18 protein-coding genes are annotated in these 23,432 nt (G+C 62.7%); 9 read left to right on the top strand and 9 right to left on the bottom strand.

The genetic code is table 11. The features are described from left to right. Positions 1-202 precede the first annotated feature (202 nt). Entirely contained in the window at positions 203-838 is a 636-nt protein-coding gene (locus SFU85_07645; protein ID MDX6766647.1) for an RNA-binding protein, read from the top strand. Positions 839-1,033: 195 nt separating this feature from the next. On the opposite strand, the gene SFU85_07640 is transcribed toward SFU85_07645, so the two are convergent. Next, positions 1,034-1,834: a hypothetical protein gene (locus SFU85_07640; GenBank protein ID MDX6766646.1), complete on the bottom strand. Its 801-nt coding sequence runs from the start codon at positions 1,832-1,834 to the stop codon at positions 1,034-1,036. Positions 1,835-2,051: 217 nt separating this feature from the next. Here SFU85_07640 and leuA point away from each other — a divergent pair, with 217 nt between their 5' ends. From leuA to SFU85_07620, 4 genes are all read left to right on the top strand, one after another. Next, on the top strand, positions 2,052-3,710 hold the full coding sequence (leuA, locus tag SFU85_07635; GenBank protein MDX6766645.1) for a 2-isopropylmalate synthase: 1,659 nt from the start codon (positions 2,052-2,054) through the stop codon (positions 3,708-3,710). A 191-nt stretch (positions 3,711-3,901) separates the two neighbouring features. Further along, positions 3,902-4,078, top strand: a complete 177-nt coding sequence (locus SFU85_07630) for a hypothetical protein (protein ID MDX6766644.1) — start codon at positions 3,902-3,904, stop codon at positions 4,076-4,078. Continuing rightward, positions 4,071-4,637, top strand: coding sequence for a hypothetical protein (locus SFU85_07625; GenBank protein MDX6766643.1), 567 nt, complete (start codon positions 4,071-4,073; stop codon positions 4,635-4,637). The genes SFU85_07630 and SFU85_07625 overlap by 8 nt, the downstream gene beginning before the upstream one ends. Before the next feature lie 551 nt (positions 4,638-5,188). Further along, a complete protein-coding gene (locus SFU85_07620) occupies positions 5,189-9,844 on the top strand; it encodes an autotransporter domain-containing protein (protein ID MDX6766642.1) in 4,656 nt (1,551 codons plus the stop codon). Between the two features lie 405 nt (positions 9,845-10,249). On the opposite strand, the gene SFU85_07615 is transcribed toward SFU85_07620, so the two are convergent. The 5 genes from SFU85_07615 to SFU85_07595 all read right to left on the bottom strand — a co-directional run bounded on the left by SFU85_07615 (position 10,250) and on the right by SFU85_07595 (position 16,397). Next, positions 10,250-12,436, bottom strand: coding sequence for a serine hydroxymethyltransferase (locus SFU85_07615; GenBank protein ID MDX6766641.1), 2,187 nt, complete (start codon positions 12,434-12,436; stop codon positions 10,250-10,252). A 48-nt stretch (positions 12,437-12,484) separates the two neighbouring features. Continuing rightward, positions 12,485-13,669: a S41 family peptidase gene (locus SFU85_07610; protein MDX6766640.1), complete on the bottom strand. Its 1,185-nt coding sequence runs from the start codon at positions 13,667-13,669 to the stop codon at positions 12,485-12,487. Between the two features lie 3 nt (positions 13,670-13,672). Then, complete coding sequence (purD, locus tag SFU85_07605) at positions 13,673-14,995, bottom strand: phosphoribosylamine--glycine ligase (protein ID MDX6766639.1); 1,323 nt, start codon at positions 14,993-14,995, stop codon at positions 13,673-13,675. A 45-nt stretch (positions 14,996-15,040) separates the two neighbouring features. Next, positions 15,041-15,877, bottom strand: a complete 837-nt coding sequence (locus tag SFU85_07600; protein ID MDX6766638.1) for an MBL fold metallo-hydrolase — start codon at positions 15,875-15,877, stop codon at positions 15,041-15,043. 76 nt (positions 15,878-15,953) lie between these two features. After that, a complete protein-coding gene (locus tag SFU85_07595) occupies positions 15,954-16,397 on the bottom strand; it encodes a hypothetical protein (GenBank protein MDX6766637.1) in 444 nt (147 codons plus the stop codon). Positions 16,398-16,482: 85 nt separating this feature from the next. Between SFU85_07595 and SFU85_07590 the strand changes: the two genes are divergently transcribed. Together SFU85_07590 and SFU85_07585 are read left to right on the top strand one after the other, a co-directional pair. After that, positions 16,483-17,577, top strand: coding sequence for a CofH family radical SAM protein (locus tag SFU85_07590; GenBank protein ID MDX6766636.1), 1,095 nt, complete (start codon positions 16,483-16,485; stop codon positions 17,575-17,577). Positions 17,578-17,584: 7 nt separating this feature from the next. After that, entirely contained in the window at positions 17,585-18,607 is a 1,023-nt protein-coding gene (locus SFU85_07585; protein MDX6766635.1) for a L,D-transpeptidase family protein, read from the top strand. Between the two features lie 98 nt (positions 18,608-18,705). Here SFU85_07585 and dtd read toward each other — a convergent pair whose 3' ends face one another. Both dtd and SFU85_07575 read right to left on the bottom strand, forming a co-directional pair. Continuing rightward, positions 18,706-19,158 (bottom strand): D-aminoacyl-tRNA deacylase, encoded by a 453-nt coding sequence (gene dtd / locus SFU85_07580; protein MDX6766634.1) that lies wholly within the window; start codon positions 19,156-19,158, stop codon positions 18,706-18,708. A 5-nt stretch (positions 19,159-19,163) separates the two neighbouring features. Continuing rightward, positions 19,164-19,637, bottom strand: coding sequence for a tetratricopeptide repeat protein (locus SFU85_07575; protein MDX6766633.1), 474 nt, complete (start codon positions 19,635-19,637; stop codon positions 19,164-19,166). 115 nt (positions 19,638-19,752) lie between these two features. Between SFU85_07575 and SFU85_07570 the strand changes: the two genes are divergently transcribed. Together SFU85_07570 and SFU85_07565 are read left to right on the top strand one after the other, a co-directional pair. After that, the gene (locus SFU85_07570) at positions 19,753-19,962 is read left to right on the top strand and encodes a hypothetical protein (protein MDX6766632.1); all 210 of its coding nucleotides are present in this window, start codon (positions 19,753-19,755) and stop codon (positions 19,960-19,962) included. 51 nt (positions 19,963-20,013) lie between these two features. Further along, a complete protein-coding gene (locus tag SFU85_07565) occupies positions 20,014-21,054 on the top strand; it encodes an FAD-dependent oxidoreductase (protein ID MDX6766631.1) in 1,041 nt (346 codons plus the stop codon). Positions 21,055-21,096: 42 nt separating this feature from the next. On the opposite strand, the gene SFU85_07560 is transcribed toward SFU85_07565, so the two are convergent. Next, entirely contained in the window at positions 21,097-23,307 is a 2,211-nt protein-coding gene (locus tag SFU85_07560; protein ID MDX6766630.1) for an adenylate/guanylate cyclase domain-containing protein, read from the bottom strand. Between the last annotated feature and the right edge of the window lie 125 nt (positions 23,308-23,432).

Genomic DNA, 23,432 nt, shown 5'->3' with positions numbered 1-23,432 from the left:
AGAAAGGAGTTCGAGACCAGATCGAACCATCCCTGGCGAAACACGATGGCCATCCGGAATGACGGGTGCATCGCATAACCAAGTTTCTCAGCCAGAACAACTAGCATTGGATATTCGAAAAAATGATTCCGTTTGAGGATTTTTGCCCGTTGGCCCCTGGAGTGGACCGTTCCTGACGATTCCGACCCCTGACCGCGAACTTTTGCGGTTATCGTTCCCCAACGCCGACAAAGCCACCCCCGGATCCCTGGTCTCCAACCACATCATGGAAGAACACAACCGATCCCGCGGCCCCCGCGGACCCCGTCGCGGCGGACCCCGTCGCGGTGGACGTTACGACCGCGGCCCCCGCGGTCCCCGCAGCGAAGCCCCCCGTAAGAAAAAGAACCCCATCCTGGCCTTCTTCGCCAAGCTCTTCGGCGGCGACAAGAAGACTGCCCCAGCCAACGGCCACGCCACCGGTGAACGCCGTCCCCGTCCGGACCGCCCCGACCGTGCCCGCACCAACGGCCACAGCGCCGCAGGCACCGATGAAGCCACCTCCCGTGTCTCCGGTTCCACCGCCGCCGCCCTGGCCGAAGCCAATCCCGAAGTGAGCAACGAGAAGCTCTACATCGGCAACCTGTCCTACGACGCCTCCGAGAGCGATCTCTTCGACCTCTTCTCCAAAGTGGGAACGGTCAAGAACGTCGAGATCGTGCGCGACAAGTCGGGACGCTCCAAAGGCTTCGGCTTCGTCGAGATGAACACCATCGAGTCGGCCAAGGAAGCCTCGGCCAAGAACCACCGCACCGACTTCATGGGTCGTCCCCTTGTCGTCGCTGGTGCTAAAAAATAAGCCGCCGTTTCTGGAATACTTCAAAGGCCGGAAGGGAAACCTTCCGGCCTTTTTTGTGCCTAGAGCATTGTGTATTTAATCAGCTACTCGTTCTCATTCTCGTGCTCTCTGAATGGGAGAGAACGAGCACGAGAGCGAGTAAGAGAAACGAGATGAAGCCACTGCTAAGTAAACGCAAAGCGCTCTAGGCCACCGCTACAAGGCTACCGCCAGGACCTCCAGCGCCATCTTCCGCACCTCGCTATACGGGATATTCCCGGACACCAGCCGGTGGATCTTGCTGCGCTTGAATTCTCCGCCCTCGTAGATGGCCTCGCTCAGGGCATAGACCGGACCGGGGGCGAAGGATGGGTTGGCTTCCCGGGCAATCTTGGATTCGCCCTCCGGCATCCGGTTGAGTTGGAGCCTGCGGTGGATGGTCTTTTCATCCTTGAGCAGGAGGAAGGACCATTTCGGGCGCAGGTCGGCTTCCTCGAAGTATTCCTGGACGGAAACCCAGCGGCCATCCGTCTGCGGGATGATCTCGCGCTCATAGCTGGCCATGACGTTCAATTTCTCGCTTTTCCCCAACTGCCGGAGTTGGCGAAGACGGAGACGGTAGGGTTCGGCCTCCTCGGCCCGCCCGGCGCCGTGGAAGGCCTTGACCGCACCGATCAGTCCCTGCTCGTGGTCGGGTTCAAGCTGGGCGAAGCGGGAGAAAAACGTCGTGGCGTCGGCGAAACGGTATTGCTGGTTGAGGAGCAGCCCCGACATCAGGAGCGAGCCGCGGGCCTGCGGATCCTCGGCCAGGATGGCGGCAAAGGTTTCCAGGGCGGCATCGATGCGCTGGTCGGCCGCCAACTTGCAACCGGCCTCGAAGCGTTGCCGGAATTCTTTGGCCTTTTCCGGAGAAACGGTTGGGGCGGAGAAGGCCGGGAATAGAACCCAGAGTGACAGGAGGAGTCCGAACACCGCCCTACAGAAAAGCCATTCGGCCCGCCACCTTGACAGATGCATCCCCTGTTCATACGCTTTTCCCATGTTCCTGCAAGGCGCACAGCTCCGACTTACCAAGCCCGGCCATCCGGGTGGCGTGCGCTTGTGCTTGATGGCCTGAGCGCCTCCGCCTCACGCCCGGTCCGGGCACTCTTCTCTTCTCTCGATCCCCCCGCGAGAAAGCTTTAACCTTTATCGCGTCCCCTGTTCCCTTTAACTTTCCATTTCCAGGAGTTTTATGTTTTCAGAAACCTGCAAAAAATACCGGCCCTTTCCCCAGGTGCCGCTGCCGAACCGCCAGTGGCCCGGCCGCACGCTGAGCCAAGCCCCCCAGTGGTGCAGCGTCGACCTGCGCGACGGCAACCAAGCCCTGATCAACCCGATGAATGTGGCCCAGAAACTGGAGCTCTTCCAGACCCTGGTCGGCGTCGGCTTCAAACAGATCGAAGTCGGCTTCCCCTCGGCCTCCAACACGGAGTTCGAATTCAACCGCCGCCTCATCGAGGAAAAGCGTATCCCCGACGATGTGGCCATCCAAGTCTTGGTCCAGGCCCGCGAGGACCTCATCGAACGCACCGTGGAATCCCTGGTCGGGGCCAAGAAGGTCATCATCCACTTGTACAATTCGACTTCGCCCGCCCAGCGCCGGGTGGTCTTCGGCTTGGACAAGCCGGACATCGTCAAGATCGCCACCCGCGGCACCCAATGGGTCAAGGACCGCCTGCCCAGGCTGGCCGCTGGCGGCACCGAGGTCGTCTTCCAGTATTCTCCGGAAAGCTTTTCCCTGACCGAGGTGGAGTTCTCGCTGGAGGTTTGTGAGGCGGTCATGGACGTCTGGCAACCCACGCCGGAAAAAAAGATCATCCTCAACCTGCCCGACACCGTCGAGGCGGCCATGCCCAATGTCTACGCCGACCAGATCGAGTGGATCGCCACCCACCTGACCCGGCGTGATTCCGCCGTGATCAGCGTGCACACCCACAATGACCGCGGCACCGGCGTGGCCGCCACCGAACTGGCCCTGCTGGCCGGGGCCGAACGCGTCGAGGGCACGCTCTTCGGCAACGGCGAACGGACCGGGAACCTGGACATCGTCACCGTGGCGATGAACTTGTACATGCACGGCATCGATCCCCAACTGGATTTCTCCAACATCCCCGCCGTGCGCGAAGCCTACGAGCGTTGCACCGGCATGGAGGTCCCCCCGCGCCACCCCTACGGTGGCGACCTCGTCTTCACCGCCTTCTCCGGTTCGCACCAGGACGCGATCAAGAAGGGCCTGGCCGAACATGCCCGGGTTGGCGGGATCTGGGATGTTCCCTATCTGGCCATTGATCCCCATGACATCGGGCGCGAATACAAGGAAGTCATCCGCGTCAACAGCCAGTCCGGCAAGGGCGGGATCGCATACCTGCTGGAGAACGAACACGGCCTGGTCCTGCCCCGCGCGCTCCAGGTGGAGTTCGGGAAGATCGCCAACGACGCCGTCGACCGCCTGGGCCGCGAAGTCAGTTCGAGTGAATTGAAAGACCTATTCTGGAAGGAATACATCGAGCGGCGCGCCCCGTATGAACTGGTTCATTTTCATGCCGATGGCGTTAAGGGCGAGATCGCCTGCCGGGCCTCCCTGGTCAAGGACGGGCGGGAGCACCACGTCACCGGGCAGGGCAACGGGCCCATCGCTGCCTTCGTCGACGCCCTGATCCGGGACGGGGCCCCGTCCTTCGAAGTCACGGCCTACGCCGAGCATTCCTTGGGGGCGGGCAGCGAGGCCAGTGCCATCGCCTACATCCAGATCAAGGACCGGGACGGACGGGCCACCTACGGGGCCGGGATCGACACCAGCATCGAGTTCGCCTCGATCAAGGCCGTGCTCAGCGCCCTGAACCGGATCTGAGCCGGAAAGGCATTTTCACCACGAAGAGCGCGAAGTGCGCGAAGTTTTCGGATTTGTCTGTTTGAATCCTTAGAACAACCGGTTTCGCTTCGCGATCTTCGCGTCCTTCGCGGTGAACAATGGCTTCGTGATGGCTTTGTTCTTCAAGAGGAAAGATGGTCTTTTTCGTTGCCCTGGGGTGTAGTTCCGTCATGGCAGGTAAGGAAACGAACATCGACCGGCACCAGCCTTGGGTGGAAGCCGGTCCGGCCAAGGAGGCTTGGAAGGCCGAGGGCAACCGCTACACGGCAGCGGAAGTCAAGGCCGTGGAAAGTTCGCTCAAAGTGACCCTCCCACGCCGCACTCGGCGGACGCCGCACCATGGCTGAACAACGGTATTCTTGGGAGGATCTCAAGTCCGGTCTGCGCAGCTTGCATGAGCGGCATCCCGACTTCCTGAAAAAGGCCATCTTGGTGGGTGGAGCAGCCTGCATGTTCTACCGTTCCGTCCTGGCGCGCAGCCAAAGTCCGCATTTTCAAGTGCCGGATGCGGGACCGGAGGGCGAGGCGGTTTGGTTGAGCAAGGACGTGTATTTTAACCACATCGCTCGGGAGGACCTGCCCGCCTCCCCGCCGGTTCCTCTGGGACTCTTGCAGTCCGGCCTGCGTCTGTCCGCCTTGGATTTTGCGGAGACCGTGCGGACCTCCGCTCTGGAATTCGAGGACGGCTCCATCGTGCCCATCCTTGTGGCTGACCCGTTGGAGCTTTACCGGGAAAAACAGGCCTGCGTGGCCAAACTGCAACGGCCCCAAGACCGGGCGCATTTGGAGTTGCTCAAAGTCTATCTGGCCTACGAATTGGATCTTGCGAGAAAATCCAACGATCCCGGCGAACGCATCGCCTTGGAAGCCCGTTACCAGAACTACGCCCCCGACCTTCTGGTTTGAGGGCGATGATGCCATGAGAGCTTCAGCCTGTTGGGTTCCGCCAGTGATCGTGTAGATGGGGATTCCCATCCCTGTGTCTCCTACAGATCTCGTTTCTCTTAATCGATTTCGTGCTCGTTCTCTCCCATTCAGAGAGCATGAGAATGGGCACGATCAGCTGGTGAAATAGAAAAGACTCTAAAACACACAGATGGATGATCAATCTATGAGCAGAATATAGCGTTATATTTTCTATTAACGATGCCAAAATAACCTGTTTTTAGTAATTAGAGCTTCATTTTCAGGCGGGTTGACTGAGCTTTAAATATCCCTATTTCCGCAACCCTTGTGCTCTTGGAGGAGCAGTTGACACGTTTTCCTCATCTGCCAACGTTTGTCCCGCAGCTTATGCTGTTACAGCCTACCCCAAACCTATGATCCTACCTTTCTTTAAACGTCGCCAAGCCCCATCCGGGGATATGTCATCGCAATCCCCGAAGATGCGGCAAAGGGTCAGGCACTGGTTTTTCCTACCCATCACTGGGGCGCTCCTGTTGGGATCCTCTGCTCCGTTGTCGGCAGCCAGCATCACCTGGGGAAACGCGACCGCGATTTCGGGTAATTCGGACGTCAGCACGAGTGGCACCTTGGTGGGGGCTTTCAACATGGGTTTGACGGGTGTCTCTTCCACCACGGTCAATGGGGTCACCTTCAATGCCTTCCCCTTCAGCGTGGGGGGAACCACCGCAACCTCGGGAAATTTCACCTTTTCGGGAGATTTCTTTTCGGCGAACAATACGCTCACCACCGTAGCCAACCCGTTTGCCAGCCTGACCTCCGAGTACAGAACCCTGCTTTCCAGTATCGCCGGGAATAACAATACCTCCAACCTGACCCTTTCCATGTCCGGCCTGAGCACGGGCTCCACCTACCAGTATCAGTCCTGGTACAACCTCTCTCCTTTTAACGGTGTCTCCTTCAACGCCACCCTGACCAGTGGAAACGTCGTGACGCTCAGCCAAAAGACGCCCACGACGACAGACGGTCAACTCGGTCAGTTCGTCCTTGGACGGTTCACCGCCGATGCCTCCAGTCAGAGCATTATCTACAACGGCATTGCCATCGGCCCGAGTTCATCCAACGGCCTGAATGCGTTCCAGCTCCGCAACATCACCCCTGCTTCCGCCTTCTGGAAGGGCGATGTCAACAGCACATGGAACACCCTCAACGGCACCAATACCAATTGGGCCACGGCCCAGAATGGCACCACCGACACCACGGTGCTTCCCGGACCGACCACGGATGTGACTTTTTCCTCTGACAATTCCGGCAACAAAACCACCACGCTCGGCTCGAATTTCACGATCAAAAGCCTGACCGTCAATGACGCGGCCGCAGTGACCATTGGGGGCGCGAACACCCTGACCATTACCGACAATCAGGCCATCACTGTGAACAATGGGGCCGGCCTGCTCACCATCAACGCCACCGGCCTCGTGCTCAGTGGCGCCACGCCTACCATCGCGGTGAATGGGGCTTCCACCACCGCACTGATCAGCAGCGGACTGGGCTCGGGCACGGCCAGCCTGACCAAAACGGGCAACGGCACGCTCACCCTCAACGGGACCAACACCTATGCTGGCAATACCACCGTCCGCAACGGCACCCTGGCCGTCAACAGCGGCGGCTCTATCAACCACAGCTCGGCCAACCTGACTGTCGGCCTCAGCTCCGGCGACAACGCCACCCTCAGCATCGGCACCGGCGGCTCGGTTTCCGCTTTCCGCGGCCTCCTCGGTTTCGATGGCGGCGCCACCGGCACGGCCTCGGTCTCCGGCGGCAACCTCACCCTGGCCGATGAACTCTACGTCGGCACCACCGGCAACGGCGTCCTCAACCTCTCCAACGGCACGGTCAGCAACACCAAGGCCTTCATCGGCGTCAACAGCCCCTCGGTCAGCAGCGCCAACGTCACCGGCGGTGTGTGGAACAACAGCGGCGAGCTCACCGTCGGTTACGGCGGGCGCGGCTCACTTGCCATCAGCGGCACCGGCACGGTCAACAGCGCCGGGGCATTCTTGGGTTATCTGGACGCCTCCGACGGCAATACGGTCACCATCTCCGGCCCGGGAGCCTCTTGGAACAGCACCAACACCTTCTATCTCGGCCACGACGGATCGAACAACACCGTCACCGTTTCTTCGGGCGCTCTCCTGGCCAACGGCAACGCCGACTTCCTCATCGGCTCCAATGAGGCTTCGGACAACAATCTGCTCACCGTCACCGGAAATGGTTCCCGCTTCACCAGCAACGGAACCTTCTACGTCGGCCGCAGCGGCACCGGCAACCAATTTGAAGTGTTCGCCGGGGGCAACGCCACCAGCCGCAACGTCCGCATTGGTGGCGGCACCGGCTCCGTCGCCACCACCGAAAACAACCGCGCCACCGTCGATGGGGCCGGATCGCTCTGGAACGTTTCCGGCACGATGCGCGTCGGCTCCAATGGCGACAACTCAAGCCTGACCGTTTCCAATGGCGGTCGGGTCAACGTCACGGGCAACACGTTTGTCGGCTACGATGCGGTTTCGCAGAACAACCTCGTGCGTGTCACGGGCAATGGCTCGACCCTGTCGGTCAACGCGTTGACCATCGGGCGCGCGGGTTCCAACAACACGGTCAGCGTGGAAGCGGGCGGCAACCTCACCGCCACCAACATCATCCTCGGCGAACTCTCCGGTGGCTCGGGGGCCCTCCAGATCAGCGGCGACGGCCGGGTGGTCAATACGAACACATTTGCCGGCAACGCCACCAACACCACCGCCACGCTCTCCGTGACGGACAATAGCGTCTGGCAGATGACGCAAAATTTGTATCTGGGCTACAATGGCAACGCCACCCTGGCGATCACTGGCAATGGTTCGGTTTCCAATGAATTCGGCACGATCGGGACCCTTGCTGGTTCGGTTGGGAACGTCACCGTCAGCGGAGGTTTCTGGGTCAATACACAGAACCTGACTGTGGGTCTCTCGGGCAGCGGCTCCCTGGCGATCAGCGGCAATGGTTCGGTTTCCAACATCACGGGCAGCATCGGATCTGAGACGGGATCTTTCGGGAACGTGACCGTCAGCGGCGGGAACTGGACCAACAGTGGTTCACTCTTTGTGGGTGGCAACGGCACCGGCTTGCTCACTTTGAGTGGCAATGGCATCGTCCAGTCGCTCTCCACGCGCCTCGGTTTTGGCACCAATGGTAACGGCACGATGAATTTGAACGGAGGCCTGTTGCTCACCGGTCAGGTCTTGGAAGGTTCCGGCAACGGCACCATCACTTTCAACGGCGGCACACTCCGCCTGACGGGCAACCAGAGCGCGCTCTTCTCTGGCTTTGATTCCGGTGATATCACCATCGAAGACGGGGGCGGGACGATCGACACGCAATCGTTCGATGTCGCCACCAGCGCCGGGTTCAGCGGCACCGGCGCGGCCTTCCTGAACAAGATCGGCACAGGCACTTTCACCATGACCGGCACGCATTCCTTCACCGGGGTGACCAACGTCGACCAAGGCACTCTCTTGTTCAATGGCACCACGGGCTCGCTCTTCAACGTTTCCAGCGGGGCCACCTTGGGCGGCAACGGCACCATCAACGCTCCCGTCAACGTCCTCAGCGGCGGCACGCTCGCCCCCGGCGGCAGCGCCGGCAACAGCACCGGCGTCCTCAGCGTCGGCGAGCTGCGACTTAACCCCGGTTCCAACACCCGGATCGAGATCAATGGCCTGAACCCCGGCACCGAGCATGACCAAATCCAAGTCACCGGCAACGCCGACTTGGACGGCACGCTGGATCTCCTCTTCGGCTTCGCCCCGACCGTGGGCGATCGCTTCACCCTCATCACCGCGGGCAACTTCACCCTCTCGGGCAACGCCACCCAGGGCTTCGACACCATCACCACCACCGGCCTGGGAGCGACCCTCAAGACCACCGTCGAGATCGACCCGACCAACTTCGACATCGTCATCGACCTGCTGCAAGGTGACTTCCGGCCCTTCGCTGGCACGCCCAACCAGCAGGCCATCGCCGCCGCTCTGGATGAACTCTCCCGCGGCGGGACAATCCAGGATCTGATCGACTACCTCAACTCCCTGCCCGAAGAAGATCTCCCCGGAGCCTTTGATCTGATTTCAGCGGAAGAACTGGCCGCTCTGGCCAACACCGGCTTTGCCAACACCCGCGGGGTGTTCAACCTGCTGCAGAACCGCATCCGCGAAATCCAAAACGGCCAGCAGTTCTCCGGCAACGGCCTGACTCTGTGGGACAACAGCCGCCAGTTCCAGCAGAGCCTGCTCGCCGGGACCCAGATGGTCGATGGCCTTCAGGTCTATCAGCCCAAGATCGACGACAAACGCCTGGGCTTCTTCGTCTCCGGCCAAGGGGTCTTCGGGGACGTGGACGGCGACGGCAACGGCGACCAATACGACTTCACCACCGGGGGTATGATCGTGGGCAGCGACTACCGCCTGACCCCCAGCACCGCCATCGGCCTCTACGCCGGTTACCAGGGCAGCACCTCCCAAACCAGCACCGACAGCGAAACCAAGAGCGACTCGGCCAAGTTCGGGGCTTATGGATCCTGGTGGCATGAAAAGGGCAGCTGGCTCTCGGCCAACATCGGCGGCGGCGTCCATGGCTACGACAGCGAACGGGTCTCTGTCGGCGGCATCGCCAGCGGCACCACCGGTGGCCGGGAAATCAACGCCCAACTGGCTTTCGGACATGACTTCAAAGCCGGTAAGAACAAAGAATGGACCTTCGGCCCTGAGGCCGACGTGGCTTATACCCGCATCTGGATTGATGGGTTCACCGAAAGCGGATCGCTGGCCCCCCTGGCCATCGAAGACCAGGAAGCCGATTCCCTGCGTACGACCCTGGCGTGGAAGGTGAGCTACGACTGGCAGATCGAGAAGCTGACCCTGCGTCCGTATGGACGCTTGGGATGGCAGCACGAGTTCATGGACGACCAACAAGGCATCGGCGCCCGCTTTGCCGGGGGTGGGGGATCGGTCTTCACCGTCCAGAGCCCAGATGTGGCCCGGGACAGCATCGTGGCCGGAGCGGGATTGCAGATCCTCTTCAGCGAAACGATCAGCGCCTGGATGGGCTACAACGCCGAAGCCAACCAGGATTACGAAGTCCACAGCGTCAACGGTTCCTTCAGCGTGCGGTTCTGATTCGAAAAAAACAGTAGATCTCGCGCTGAGGCGCGGGGGTGCTGAGGTGTGAAGGGGTGGGGATCTGTCTTTGTAGACGGGGATTCCCATCCCCGTGTCCCCTTCAGTTCTCGTTTCTCTTACTCGATCTCGTGCGCGTTCTCTCCGCCCAGAGTGTGCGAGAGCTGGTAATACCCAATAAGATTGAGAAGGCGATCACGTGCCTTAGGGAGGGCGAAGCTCACGCTGAGCCGCACCTGGCATGATGACAAGAATCCGGCTCGGCGGGAGCCTTGCCCTCCCAAAAAACCCATCACCCAGTCATGAAGAATAAGCCTGCCTCCATCGGAGGGTCGCAGGCTCTGCGACCAGGCCGCACATCGTGCGGGGCTGAGGCGGATATAGCCCTCCCATTGAGCCTGACGCTCAATAGGGCAGCGGGAACTGCTCCGTGAAAGCGTGGACTTTCCGGGCGATGGCTTGGAGCGCGGCCGTATCCGTGCGGTGCTCGATGCCCTCATGGATCCAGTCGGCGATCTGGAACATCTCCTCCTCCTTCATCCCGCGGGTGGTGACGGCGGGGGTGCCGAGGCGGATGCCGCCGCCCTTGAAGGGGGACTGGGTGTCGTAGGGGACGGCATTCTTGTTGCAGGTGATGCCGGCGAGGTCGAGGGCCTCCTGGGCCTCTTTGCCGGTGACGCCCTTGGGTTGGAGGTCGACGAGCATGAGGTGGTTGTCGGTGCCGCCGGAGAAGATGGTGTAGCCATTTTTCTTCATGCCTTCGGCGAGGGCCTTGGCGTTGCGGACGACCTGTTGTTGGTAGGCCTTGAACGCGGGAGCGAGGGCCTCTTGGAAGCAGACGGCCTTGGCGGCAATGACATGCATGAGCGGACCGCCCTGGGCGCCCGGGAACATGGCGGAGTCGATGCCTTTGGCGTGGTCGGCACGGCAGAGGATGAGGCCGCCGCGCGGACCGCGGAGGGTCTTGTGGGTGGTGGTGGTGACGAAGTCGGCGTGCGGGACGGGCGAGGGGTGGATGCCGGCGGCAACAAGGCCGGCGATGTGGGCGATGTCGGCGAAGAGATAGGCGCCGACGGAGCGGGCGATCTCGCCCATGCGGGCGAAGTCGATGATGCGGGAGTAGGCGCTGGCGCCGACGGTGATCATTTTCGGTTTCTCGCGCACGGCCACGGCGGCGAGTTCGTCGTAGTCGATGAGACCGGTGTCCTGGCGGACGCCGTATTGGACGAACTGGTAGAGCTTGCCGGAGAAGTTGGCCGGGTTGCCATGGGTGAGGTGGCCGCCGTGGCTGAGGTTCATGCCGAGGATCTTGTCGCCGGGCTGGAGAACGGAAGTGTAGACGGCAAAATTGGCCTGGGAACCGGAGTGGGGCTGGACGTTGGCGTGTTCGGCCCCGAAGAGTTGTTTCGCCCGGTCGATGGCGAGTTGCTCGACTTCATCGACATACTCGCAGCCGCCGTACCAGCGTTTCTTGGGGTAGCCCTCGGCGTATTTGTTGGTCAGGCAGGAGCCCTGGGCTTCCATGACCGCGCGGGAAGTGAAATTTTCCGAGGCGATGAGCTCGATGTTCTGTTTTTGGCGGAGGTGTTCGTGGCCGATGAGGGCGGCGATGGCAGGATCGGATGCGGCGAGGGAGGGGACTTGGGAGGCGGGTGCGGTCGAGGTTTTGAGGGTGTCCATTTTTTCGAGTCTCCGGGAGTGTCTTCCGCCCGAAAAGGGCGTGTTGAGCCAAAGGTCAATCATGCGTGAGGCTTGACGGGGGGTCAATTCATTTGCAGCCAGACAGAGCACGTTGGCATCGTGGTGCTCGCGGCTGGCGCGGGCGGCGTCCTCGTGGTGGACAAGGGCAGCTCGGATGCCGGGGAAGCGGTTGGCCACGATGCTCATGCCGATGCCGGATTTCCCGATCAGGATGCCACGGTCGGCCCGGCCGGCCAGGAGTTCGCGGGCCAGGGCGGCGGCGATATCCGGGTAGTCGGCGGTTTCCGCGGAGTGGGTCCCGAGGTCGCTGACGGTGTGTCCGGCGCGCTGCAAATCCTGCAGGAGCCGTGATTTGAGGGTGAATCCGCCATGGTCGGCACCGAGCGCGAGGCGCAGGGAAGTGGGGGTTGTGGAAGTGGCAGGGGAAGGCTTGGGGCGGTTTTTCAGCAGCGCACGGAGGGCGGCCTCGGTCGCGCGGTAGATTTGGTCGCGGGTGCGGCGGTAAACGGCCTCCGACTGGCCGATGGGGTCGTCGACCTCGCGTTCGTCGGCCGGGAGATGATCCTCGAACTCGCGGATGAGGAACGTTTTCTCCGCGGCCTGGGGGTAGAGCATGAGCATGTTGTCGAGATGACCGTAGGTCATGACCAGGATGGCGTCGGCGCCGTCAACCAGTTCCCGGGTCACGGGCTGGCTGCGCAGGCGGGAGATGTCGATGTCGAGTTCCGCCATGACACTGACGGAATGGGTGCTGGGACTCTGGCCGCCGACTGCCCCGATACCGGCCGATTTGACCCGGATGGTCGGATCGTCCTTGGTCAATTCGCGCGCAATGCCTTCGGCCATGGGGCTGCGGCAGATGTTGCCGGTGCAAACGAAGAGCAGGCGCATAGGAAGAGGTGAATTTATCACGGGCTGGATGGCCCGCAAAGTCCCGAATCAGGGGGTGGAAGCCGGAGGGGAGGAGAGTGGGGAGGTTGAGGCGGGCGGCTGCCGTTTGATCTGGATGGCCGCCACGGCGTCGCAGGCCGCCTTGAGCACCGGATCGGCGAGCGGGACCTGGTTCTTTTTCTCGGCTTCGGCATTCAGGACCTGGCTGCTGATGTCCTGGTTGAGACGGGGCAGGGGCTCGGGTTCGGCCAGAAGGGTGGCGGTTCCGTATTTGGCAGCGGCTAGAAAGGCCTCGCGTTCCTTCTCCGGGGTCGCTTCGGCCAGCAGGTCCGGGGCCAGTCGGGAGGCCAACAAATCGGTGCCATCGGCGGTGAGGGCGCGAGCGGTGGCGAGGCGCAGGAAGCGCCCGGATTTCAAGCGGGTTTCGCGGAAGAGTCCGCCCTCACCGGCGGTGGGCTGGCCGACGAGCAGGGCTCCGGCCCCTTGGCGGAGGGACCAGGCGAAGGCTTCCGCCGCCCCACGGGTGTCGCGGTTGACCAAAAGGAGGATCGGCATCCAGGAGGGCAGGTCGAGGGGCTGGCGTTCGGATTTGAAGACGCGTTGGGGTTGGTTGAGTCCCTGGACGGTGAAGAGTTGGTGACCGGGGCTGAGGAAGAGGGCGGCGGCGGGGGCGGCCCCGGTGAAGTTGTTGGGATCGGTGAAGAAACGGAGATCGATGACCACGCCGTTGGGCTTGGCGCTTTTCCACAGGGACCACTCACGTACCAGGCGCTCGATTTCCGGGGGGTCGAACGAGCGGGGACGCCAGTAGGCCACCCCGCCCGGCAGCATTTCGAGGAGGGTTTTGGTGCTGGGGGAGGCTCCCTGGGTGGGGTTGGTCGCAAGACGGATTTTATCGCGGGCTCTTTCCAACACGCCCGGGAGGGTTTCGGCGTTGAGGGGTGTCCCGGCGAGCGCGGGGGATTCCAGGTAGCCGGCGCGGAGCAGGTCGATGATTTCGGGGTACTCCGCAGCGGTGGGGTGCAGGTTGGCCTCGGCCACCGGGGCGGGCAGGGGAGCGGGCGGTGCCTCGGCCTGGATCACGGGAGCGGCCGGAGCCGCCGGCGGGTTTGTTGCGGTTGGTGCGGCCGGGGGCGTGGCCAGCCCGGGCCTTCCAGGCCAGTTCAGGGTGACCAGGACGCCGGTGGCGAAGGCGGCCAGCAGGCCGGTGAGGGTGATGATACGGCGGAACATGGTTTACGGAGCCGGGGCCGGGGTGTAGGAAAAAGAAGGGCGGGAGGATGATGAGGCAGGCTTGAGGGCGCGGTGGGCGATGTCGCGGCGGAAGTGGGCACCGTCGAAGTGGATATAATTAACAACTTGATAGGCAAGGGTGCGGGCGGAGGCCAGGTCCGGAGCCGTGGCGGTGATGGCCAGGACCCGTCCGCCCGAGGTGATGATGCGGCCGTCCTTGAGCATCGTGCCGGCGTGGAATACGGCGGCTTCCGGCGGAAGGGGATGGTCCAGGCCGGTGATGGGCTGTCCGGTCAGGGGCTTCTCCGGGTAGCCCGGAGCCGACAGGACCACCGTCAGGGCGGAACCGGATTTGAGTCGGAGGTCGAGTTGCCCCAACCGTCCCTCGACCGTGGCCAGGAGCAGATCGAGCAGAGGTGTTTCGAGGAGGGGAATAAGGACCTCGGTCTCGGGGTCGCCGAAACGGGCATTGAATTCCAGGACTTTCGGTCCCCGGGAGGTGAGCATGAGACCGCCGTAAAGAACCCCCCGGTAGTCGATGCCGCGGGCGCGGAGGGTTTTCAAGAGTGGCTGGAAGACGGTGCGTTCGACTTCGGCCAGAAGAGCGGGCGTGACGACCGGAGCCGGGGCGTAGGCCCCCATCCCGCCGGTGTTGGGACCGGTGTCTCCTTCGCCCACCCGCTTGTGGTCCTGCGAACTGGGGAGGAGGACATAGTCCCTGCCATCGGTGACGGCGTGGATCGAGGCTTCCTCGCCGTCGAGAAATTCTTCGATGAGGACCTCGTTGCCTGAGTCGCCAAAGGCGCGGTCGTCCATGATGGTGGCGACGGCGGCGACGGCCTCCTGTGCATCGCGGGCGATGATGACGCCCTTGCCCGCGGCCAAACCATCAGCCTTGATGACCAGGGGCCACTGGGTGTGGGCAAGGCAATGGGCTTTGGCGGCGGCGCTGTCGGTGAAGCGGGCGCTGTCGGCGGTGGGGATGCCGGCCTCGACGAGGATGTCCTTGGTGAAGGTTTTGCTGCCTTCCAGGCGTGCGCCGTCCGCGGTGGGGCCGAAGGCCGGGACGCCGAGGCGTTTGAGCCGGTCGACCAGGCCGAGGCAGAGCGGGGCTTCCGGGCCGACGACGACGAGGGCGGGTTTTTCGCGCCCGCACCAGGATTCGATGCCGTCGAGATCCGTAGCGTTGAGCGGGAGGTTGGAGCCGAGGGAGGCGGTGCCTGCGTTGCCCGGGGCGAAATGAAGGGAGGTGACACGGGGGTCGCGGTGGAGGGCCCAACCGAGGGTGTGTTCGCGTCCGCCGTTGCCGATGATGAGGATTTTCATGAAGAAGTCGGGAAGAAATGGAGGGGGAATCCTTGGGTGGTTGCTTCAGGGGTCCCGCCATTCCAGCACGGTGGGTTGGGAGGGCAGAGTTTTGGCCGAGAAGCGGTATTCGCTTCCATCCAACTTGCGGACGGGGAAGGCGGTGAAATCGATGGCGTCCAGGGGGCGGAGATCGACCTTGGTGTTCTTGGGCGTTTTGTAAGTGATGGGCACGATCCATTTGGCTCCGAGCAATTCGGCATTGCGGAGGATTTCGCGTGGGCTGAGGTCGAGGGTGCCGACGGGGAGGAAGAGCACATCGACCTGGCCGATGGCGGAAACGTCGCGGGAACCGAGGGGGTGGCCGAGGGTGCCCAGGTGGCAGAAGCGGAGCCCGTCGACCTCGATGACATAGACCGTGTTGCGGCCCAGGCGCTTGCCACCCTCGGCGTCGCGCCAGGTGTTGATGCCGCGGAAGGGGATGCCGTTGGCCCGGTTGGCCCCGACCCCGGCGAGGCTGCGGAAGATCTGGGGGATGCCGAAGATGTGCTGTCCGCCCGAGTGGTCGGAGGACTCCGAACTGATGAGGACAATTTCTGCGGGCAGGTTGTCAGGGATTTTGTAATCGACCGTGCCTTCGGTGAACGGGTTGAGGGCGATGCGGACGCCGGACTGCGAAGTGAGGAAGACGAAGGCGTGGCCGAACCACCGGGCGAGGGTGCCTTCGGTGGGTTCGGCCGGGGTGGAGGCGGGGGCGGGGAGCGGCGCCGGTGTTGGCGGGGCTGGGGTGGTGCTTTCCGTTTGCTGCGCGGGGCGAACCGGCAGTCTTCCGTTGGGCGCAGCCACCCCGATCACGGGGAGCAGGGTCAGAAAACAGAAGAAGAGGGCGCAGAACCGGGTCACCCGTCCAAAATGGCCGTACCCGGGGGCGGCGCAATCCCAAATCCCTGCAACCGGAGCGTTTCCCTTGCAGGTCCCGCTACTTGGAACCGAGGTTTCCCGAATCGAGAACGTCCGCGGGCGGAGCCAGCAGGCGGGAAAGTTCATCAAGGAAGGTGCGGGCATCGGATTCGGAAAGGGAACCATCTTGTAGGTTGCGGCACAGGGCTTCGACCGCCAGGGCGAAGGACTGGCTTTGTTGCTCTGTCAGTCCTGGGGCGCGGCGTTGCAGGAGATCGAGGATGTCGTTCAGCCGGTTTTCTTCACCGGGGGGAAGGGCTTTTTCGAGGGCGGGGCGGGCCTGGGTGAGTAGTTCGGCGGCCATCCGGTTGGCCATGGCGTGTAATCCACCACCGGATTCGATACGGGTTTTGACATACCAGGCCAATCCGGCCAAGGCCAACCCTAGCAGAAGGAATCCTCCGCCGAGGAACAAGAGCAGGGATTTGAGGATTCCACCCTTCCGCGCAAGGTGCCGGTTCATCCAGCGATCCTACGACATCGGGGTTCTCTTGGGAAGAAGGCGTGCCGCGGATTGACCCGGGAGTGGACCCGGCTTAAATGGGCCGATGCGTGAAGACCCTTGGGACTTGTCCCTGCCCGAGCTGCAAGCGGAAGCAGCCCGCCTGAACAACCGGCGGCACGGGAACCGTGTGACGTATGTGGTCAATCGCAACGCCAACTTCACCAACATCTGCACGGTGGGCTGCAGTTTCTGTGGCTTCCAACGAAAGGCCTCTGATGCCGATGCTTATGACCGCACGGCCGGGGAGGTGATCGAACGGCTTTCCCTGACTCCCTGGGTGACCGAAGTTTGTCTCCAAGGGGGGATTCACCCTGGTTGGCGGCTGGAGGACTACGCCGCTCTGGTGCGATCCATCAAGGAGCACTTCCCCGGCATCCATGTTCACGCTTTTTCACCGATGGAGATTGAACACATGCGGCGAAGCAGCGGTCGCGACCTGGAGTCCGTGCTGGGCGAACTGATCGACAGCGGGCTCGACACGATGCCGGGCACGGCGGCAGAAATCTTGGTCGACCGGGTTCGCGGCGAGCTTTCGGGCAACAAACTGGGGGCCGCCACATGGGAGCAAATCGTGCGTACGGCCCACGGGATGGGTTTGAAATCGACCGCCACTGTCATGTATGGCCATATCGAGACTTGGGAGGACATCCGGGAGCACTTTTCGATCCTGCAAAGAATCCAGGAAGACACCGGGGGATTCACCGAATTGGTCCCGCTGGCCTTCATTCCCTACCGCAACCGGCTGGGCAGCCGGATGGTGCCCGGCCGGGTGGAATCCCGCGACTTTGCCGGGTTTGAACAACGATCCATGGAACGCGCGCAGCGGCTTTACCCTTTGGCCCGGGTGTACTTCGACCATCTCATCCCCAACCTCCAGACATCGTGGGTCAAACTGGGCCCGGCCCGGGCCGTCGCTTCACTGGACTGGGGCTGCAACGATTTTGGCGGGACGCTTTACGAAGAATCGATCACACGGGAATCCGGTGGGGCACACGGGGAATGCCTGACCCCGGGTGAGATCCGCAGGCTGCTTTTGGCCGCGGGCTGGGAACCCGCCGAGCGGAGCACCACCTACCGGTTGCTGCCCCGGCGAGAGGTGCCGGAGACCCGGGCGCCCGGCTTGGCTGCTGTGGTATGATTCTTTCATGAAAGCCCCGCTGAGCGCCCTCTGTGCGGCCGTGCTGCTCTGTGCTTGCCAGAAAGACGCCCCCGAGGCGGCACGGCAGGAATTGGAGAAACGGCACATTGTTCCCGATCCCGGTGCATTGGTCATAGCAGCACGTGAGGGTGATGTGGACCGGTTGCGTTTGCTTCTGCTTTCCGGGGTGGATCCGGGTCTGGCCGGTCCGGATGGGGAAACAGCGCTGGGGGCGGCCCTGGCCGAAGGCCGTTCGGAAGCAGTGGAGGTGCTTGTGCGCGAGGGGGGCAACCGGGTCCTGGAGGGTCCGGCCCGTGCCGCGATACTTCCGCCCTCCGGCCAGACCGCCCTCGGCTGGGCCCTGGCCCGGCGCCAAACCGGGGTGGTGGCCGGACTGCTGAAAAACGGGACTGACCCCAACAAGCCATTGGTGACTCCGGCCGGGCCCGCCTTCCTCCAAGCCGTGGGCGACGGGTCGTTGGACTATTACCTCCGGCGGGAACAGGGGGTGACCCCCTTGATGCTGGCTTCCGCCACCGGACAGTTGGAAGCGGCGCGCTTGCTTTTGGAAGCTGGAGCCGATCCCGGCGCGGAAACCCGCCGACACAAAACCGAGGCCATCTGGTTGGCCGGGCGCAATCAGCACACCGCCGTGGTCCGTCTCCTCCTGGGCAAGGATCCGTCCGACCAGTCCCTGCTGGTCCGCGTCGATCTGCGGCGCCAGCGGGCCACCCTCTACCGGGACGGCAACCCGGTGGACTCTTCACCCGTTTCCACGGGCCGGCCCGGCTTCCAAACGCCGAAAGGCTCTTATGTGGTGACCAACAAATACCGCGATTGGAAATCGACCCTCTATGAAGATGCCCCGATGCCGTTTTTCATGCGGCTGAGTTGCGGCGATTTCGGCCTCCACGCCGGCGTCCTTCCCGGATATCCCGCTTCGCACGGCTGCATCCGCATGCCCTATGAAAAAGCACGGGCCTTTTTCTCCAAGGTCGAGGTCGGCACCCTGGTGGAGATCGTGGACTAACAAAGTATTAAGTTTGTAAGTATTAAGTTTAAGCAAGGAAGCAATCAATATCCCCGCTTAAAAAGTTAATTCTTAAAACTCAACACTCGCCACGTTGCCTACTCCCTCAGGTGGGAATCCAGGAGGATGGTGACCGGGCCGTCGTTGACCAGATGGACCTGCATGTCGGCGCCGAATCTTCCGGTGGCCACTTCCCGCCCGCTCCATTCCCGGCAACGGGCGACGAACCATTCGTAAAGGGGCACGGCGATTTCCGGCCGGGCGGCCTGCTGGTAGGAGGGGCGGTTGCCTTTGCGGGTGCTGGCGAGAAGGGTGAACTGGCTGACGATCAGCAGCCCGCCGCCGGATTCGAGGACCGAGCGGTTCATCACGCCTTCAGCATCTTCAAAAATCCGCAGATTGAGGGTTTTTTGGGCCGTCCATTCGGCATCCCCATTCTGGTCGCGGGCTTCGACTCCCAGCAGAATGAGCAGGCCATGGCCGATCTTGCCGGTCACTTCCTCTCCCACGCGGACCTCGGCGGAACGGACACGCTGAATGACCGCACGCATGGGAATCAGTCTTGGGGGGGATTTTTGAGAGGGTCCAGATCGGGATCGCCCAGCGCCATTTCCCGGTAACGTTCGTCCATCCGCACGGCCTGGTTGAGATAATCTCGGGCCGGGCCGAGGTTCCCCAGTTGGGCTTCGTAGCAGGCCAGGTTGTAGAAAAAAATGCCGGTTTGCCGGAGGATGGGGGGCCCTGCGAGGAGGGTTTGTTTGGCCTCCTCGGTGCGCCGGAGTTCATGCAGGCAAAAGGCCAGATCCAGGAAGGGCGAGGGTTGGTCGGGATGGCTGCGGCAAAGGTTGCGGGCCAGGTCGAGCGCCCCTTCCCAATCGCGGCGGCGGATCAGGATGGCGGTGCGGACGGCGTAGACCTCCGGGAGGTGGAGTTCCTCCGGCGGGAGGGAATCCAACTCGGCCAGGGCCTCTCCGGTCATGTCGAGATTCATGTAACCGAGGGCGGCGTTCAACCGTTGCTTGAATAGCACGCGGGTCAAGGTAGCGGTTGCTCTCTTTCTGCCAACGGGAAAGATGGATCTCGTCGGCCCGGACCGGGGTCCAGTTCCCGCTTGCCAAGGGCTACTGGCGGGGCATTTTCGTCCCATGAAAGCACAGGAAGTCCTCGGTTACATCATAGCGGTCAAGGGCGGGGGCATGGCCGCCACCTGTGCCGCGCTCACCGGGTTGAATGTGGTCATGAACACCGTGCCGATCCTCCGGCCCGTGCTGTGGTTCCTGGCCGCCGTCGGTCTGGTCATTCTGCTCTCCGGCCTGGCCCTTGCCGCCGCTGCGGAAGGTTCCGAAGAAGTTTGATTCCACCGGGCCGGGGCACCGCCCCGCGCCGTTCCACCCGCTGCCGCCTCCATGCGCATCCTCGTCGTTGGCGCGGGCATTGCGGGAACCCTCACGGCCCTGGAGCTCCAACAGAGGGGGGTCCATGTGGTGGTGGGCGACGATCCCTTGCGCCCCTCGGCATCACGCGCAGCGGCGGGTTTGGTCAATCCGGTCACCGGCATCCGTCTGACCCTTCTTCCCGGGACCGCACGATTCCTGGCCGCCGCGGAGGAAACATTCTCCGGCATCACCGCAAGGCTTGGGCGTCCGGTCTGGCATCCGATGCCGATCGAACGTTTTTTCCGTGATGCAGGAGAACGGGAGCGATGGGACAGGCGGAAGCGGGATCCGGCCTATGCCGCGTGGACGGAAACATTGCCCGAGACGGAAGGTGGTCGCCTGGTCTTCGGTGGGGTGCGCATCCGTGGAGGGGGATGGTTCGACTACGGTTGCCTACCCGCTGTGCTGGAGCGGGCCGGGATTCCCCTGGTCCGGGGCGTGGTGGATCACCGGGAAATCGAAACAGACCGCCACGCGTTGAGGTGGAGGTGGAAGTGGAGGGGGGAGGGCTACGACCACCTGATTTTATGTCCGGGCCACAGCGGGGGTGATCCCTGGTTCACCCGCTTGCCCTGGAAGGCGGCCAGGGGCGAAATCCTGACTGTTCGCTCCCACCAAGGACCGGAAGGGGCCGTGTGGATGCGCGGTCATTTTGTCATTCCCCTGGGCGACGGGGTTTACCGGGTGGGGTCCACCTATCGCTGGGACGGATTCGATGCCGGACCCTCGTCCGAAGGCCGGGAAGAAATCCTGGCCGGTTGGTGTGCGCTCGGTTTGCCGCCGCGACCGGAAATCCTTGATCACCGGGTGGGGATCCGTCCGATCTTGCAGGACCGCCTGCCGGCGGTCGGACCTCACCCGGAACATCCCTTCGTCTGGACCCTGAACGGGTTGGGTTCGCGCGGCGCGATGATGGCCCCGCTTCTGGCCCGGCAGTTGGCCGATGCCTTGTTGGATGGCCGAGAAATCGATCCGATCTATCAGGCCGCCCGGTTTGCTGGAGTGGGATAAAAAAGGCGCGGAGGCAGGGAGGTGCGAAGTTTGGGGAAAGACTTATTTTTCCTTCATTTCCACCGTGGCATCCCAGTCCTCGGGCGGGGGGTGCGCGATGTAATCCCGGCAGGCATTGAGGTAGAGGGTGCAGAGGAAGTCGTCCGGCACCTGGTTGAGGCAGTCCTGGAAGCGTTTTTCCGCCCCTTCGAAATCCCGCCCGGTGAAAGCGCGGTAGGCTTCCTCGTAACGGAGAAGCCAGCTGGGTGAATATTCCGCGGCTGCCTCGCTGCCATTTTCCGCCAGCACGGCGTAAATGCCCACGGACTTGGTCTTGCCCTTGACCACCATCCGGCCGACGGACCTAAGGATGAATGCGCCTTCGAGCATGCCGGCCAGGGATTCCCCGACGAGCACCCGTGCGCGGTAATGCTTGGTCAGGCCCTCGATGCGGGAGGCGAGATTGACCGCATCACCGATGACGGTGAATTCGCGCCGCTGGGTGGCACCGATGTTGCCGACCACGACCTCGCCGAAGTTGAGGCCGATGCCTATCTGGAAGGGGGGCTTGCCCTCGGCGGTCCAGCGGGAGTTCAGTTCCCCGGCCAGCGTGACCATTTCCAGAGCCGAACGGACCGCCCGTTGGGCGTCCTCCACCGGCGAACTGGAGACGACATCACCCCAGACGGCCATGACGGCATCGCCGATGAACTTGTGCAGGGTGCCCTGGTGGCGGTTGACGCTGCCGACCATTTTTTCGAAGTAGTCGTTGAGTTGGGCGACGAGAGCCTCTTCCGGGAGGCTTTCACTGATGGTGGTGAATCCACGGATGTCGGAGAAAAGGATGGTGACGGGCTTGCGGACGCCACCGAGGCGGATGGCGTCGGGGCTTTGCAGGAGCTGGTTCAAAACGCTGGGGGCGATGTAGGAGGCAAAAACGCTGCGGAGTTGCTGCTTGGAGTTGAGTTGTTCCATCCAGTTGAGGACGAGGGAGCCGGTGTGGAGGGCGATGAAACCCGTGACCGGCCAGAAGTAATCGAGGATGAGGTTCTGGTAGTTGAAGAGGACGAGGGAGGCGATGCTGAAGGCAAAAAGGGTCAACATCGGGACGCCGATGGTGAAGAGGAAGCGTTCCCGGCGGACCCCCAGGAGGGAGGCCCAACTGACGATGAGGAAGCCCCAGATTTCGGCCCCAAGCGCGGCTTCACGGAGGAAGTCGTTGTGGTGGATGTTGACCAGCGTTTGGATATGGGTCAGGACCGGAGGGGTGGCGCCGGAGAGCGGCGTGTCGGCCTGGTTCATCAGGCCGGCCACGGTGACGCCGGTGATGACAGTGCGGCCGGCGAGTTTGGGGAAGTCCGACGGAAGGGGTTTGCCGAGCTGGGTGTGGTCGTAGAGGCTTTGGGCCAGGGAACCGAAGGGGTATTGATCGATCCGGAGGTTGGGGCGGTAGTTGATGAGGAATTCGCCGCGGTCATTGATGGGAACGGCGCGCAGGCCCTCGGCGGTGGGAAACTGGATGGAGCGGCCCAATTCAACCGTGACCTGTGCGGGGTCGACGTTCCATTGGCGCAGGAGGATTTGGGTGACGAAACTGGGGTAGAGCTGGCGCCCGACACGGATGACCATCGGCATGGTGCGGCGGACCGTGTCATTGCCCCGGGTGGGGGCGGTGTCGGTGAAGCCGAAGAGGGCCTCATAGCGGAGCAGGGCCATGGGCAGGAGCACGTCGTCGGAGGAATTCACCCCGGGCACGTCCATGACCTCGCCGGTCACCCGGCCGATGGGCTTGGTTTGGCCGTCGTCGATCCGTCCGCGACGGGGCGCCTGCACCGCGCCGGTCTGGGCCTGGGCGGCGAGGATGACCCGGCCGGATTTTTTCAGGCTCTCTGCGAAATACTTGTTGGCCTGGTCTTCACGGACGCTATTGGCCAGAAAGCGGTCGCGTTTTTCGTCGCGCCGGTCGGTGAAGAGGATGTCGAAAGCCACGACACGGGGCTCCTGGGATTCCAGGAGATAAAGCAGATCGCCATGGGTGTTGCGCGGCCAGGGCCAGCCGCCGTATTTGTCGATCGAGGCCTGGTCGATGGCGATGAGGAAGAGGTCCGGGTCGGAGTTGTTGGCGGCGGCGGCGCGGAAATTGTTGAAGCGCCAGTCGAGGGTCAGATTCTCCAGGCGTTGGAAAATGGCCTGATCGTGGAACAGCCAGACGAGCCCGGTGACAATCAGGGGGGCGAATATGCCGTACAGGAGTTTTTTGGCGAAATGGGACATGCGAGACGATCCACGGAGCAAGATGCTCAAGCCCCGGGGCGAGGGAAAGTAAAATCACACGCGCGGAACGATAAACTGGGAGCCGGGGAAAGGTTTTTTTCACCGGGGACGGGGTCTATTGTATA

Source organism: Candidatus Methylacidiphilales bacterium (assembly GCA_033875315.1).
Lineage (GTDB): Bacteria > Verrucomicrobiota > Verrucomicrobiia > Methylacidiphilales > CAZTYG01 > JANRJG01.
Note: the sequence above shows the minus strand (reverse complement) of the source record. Positions and strands in the feature narration are given on the sequence as shown.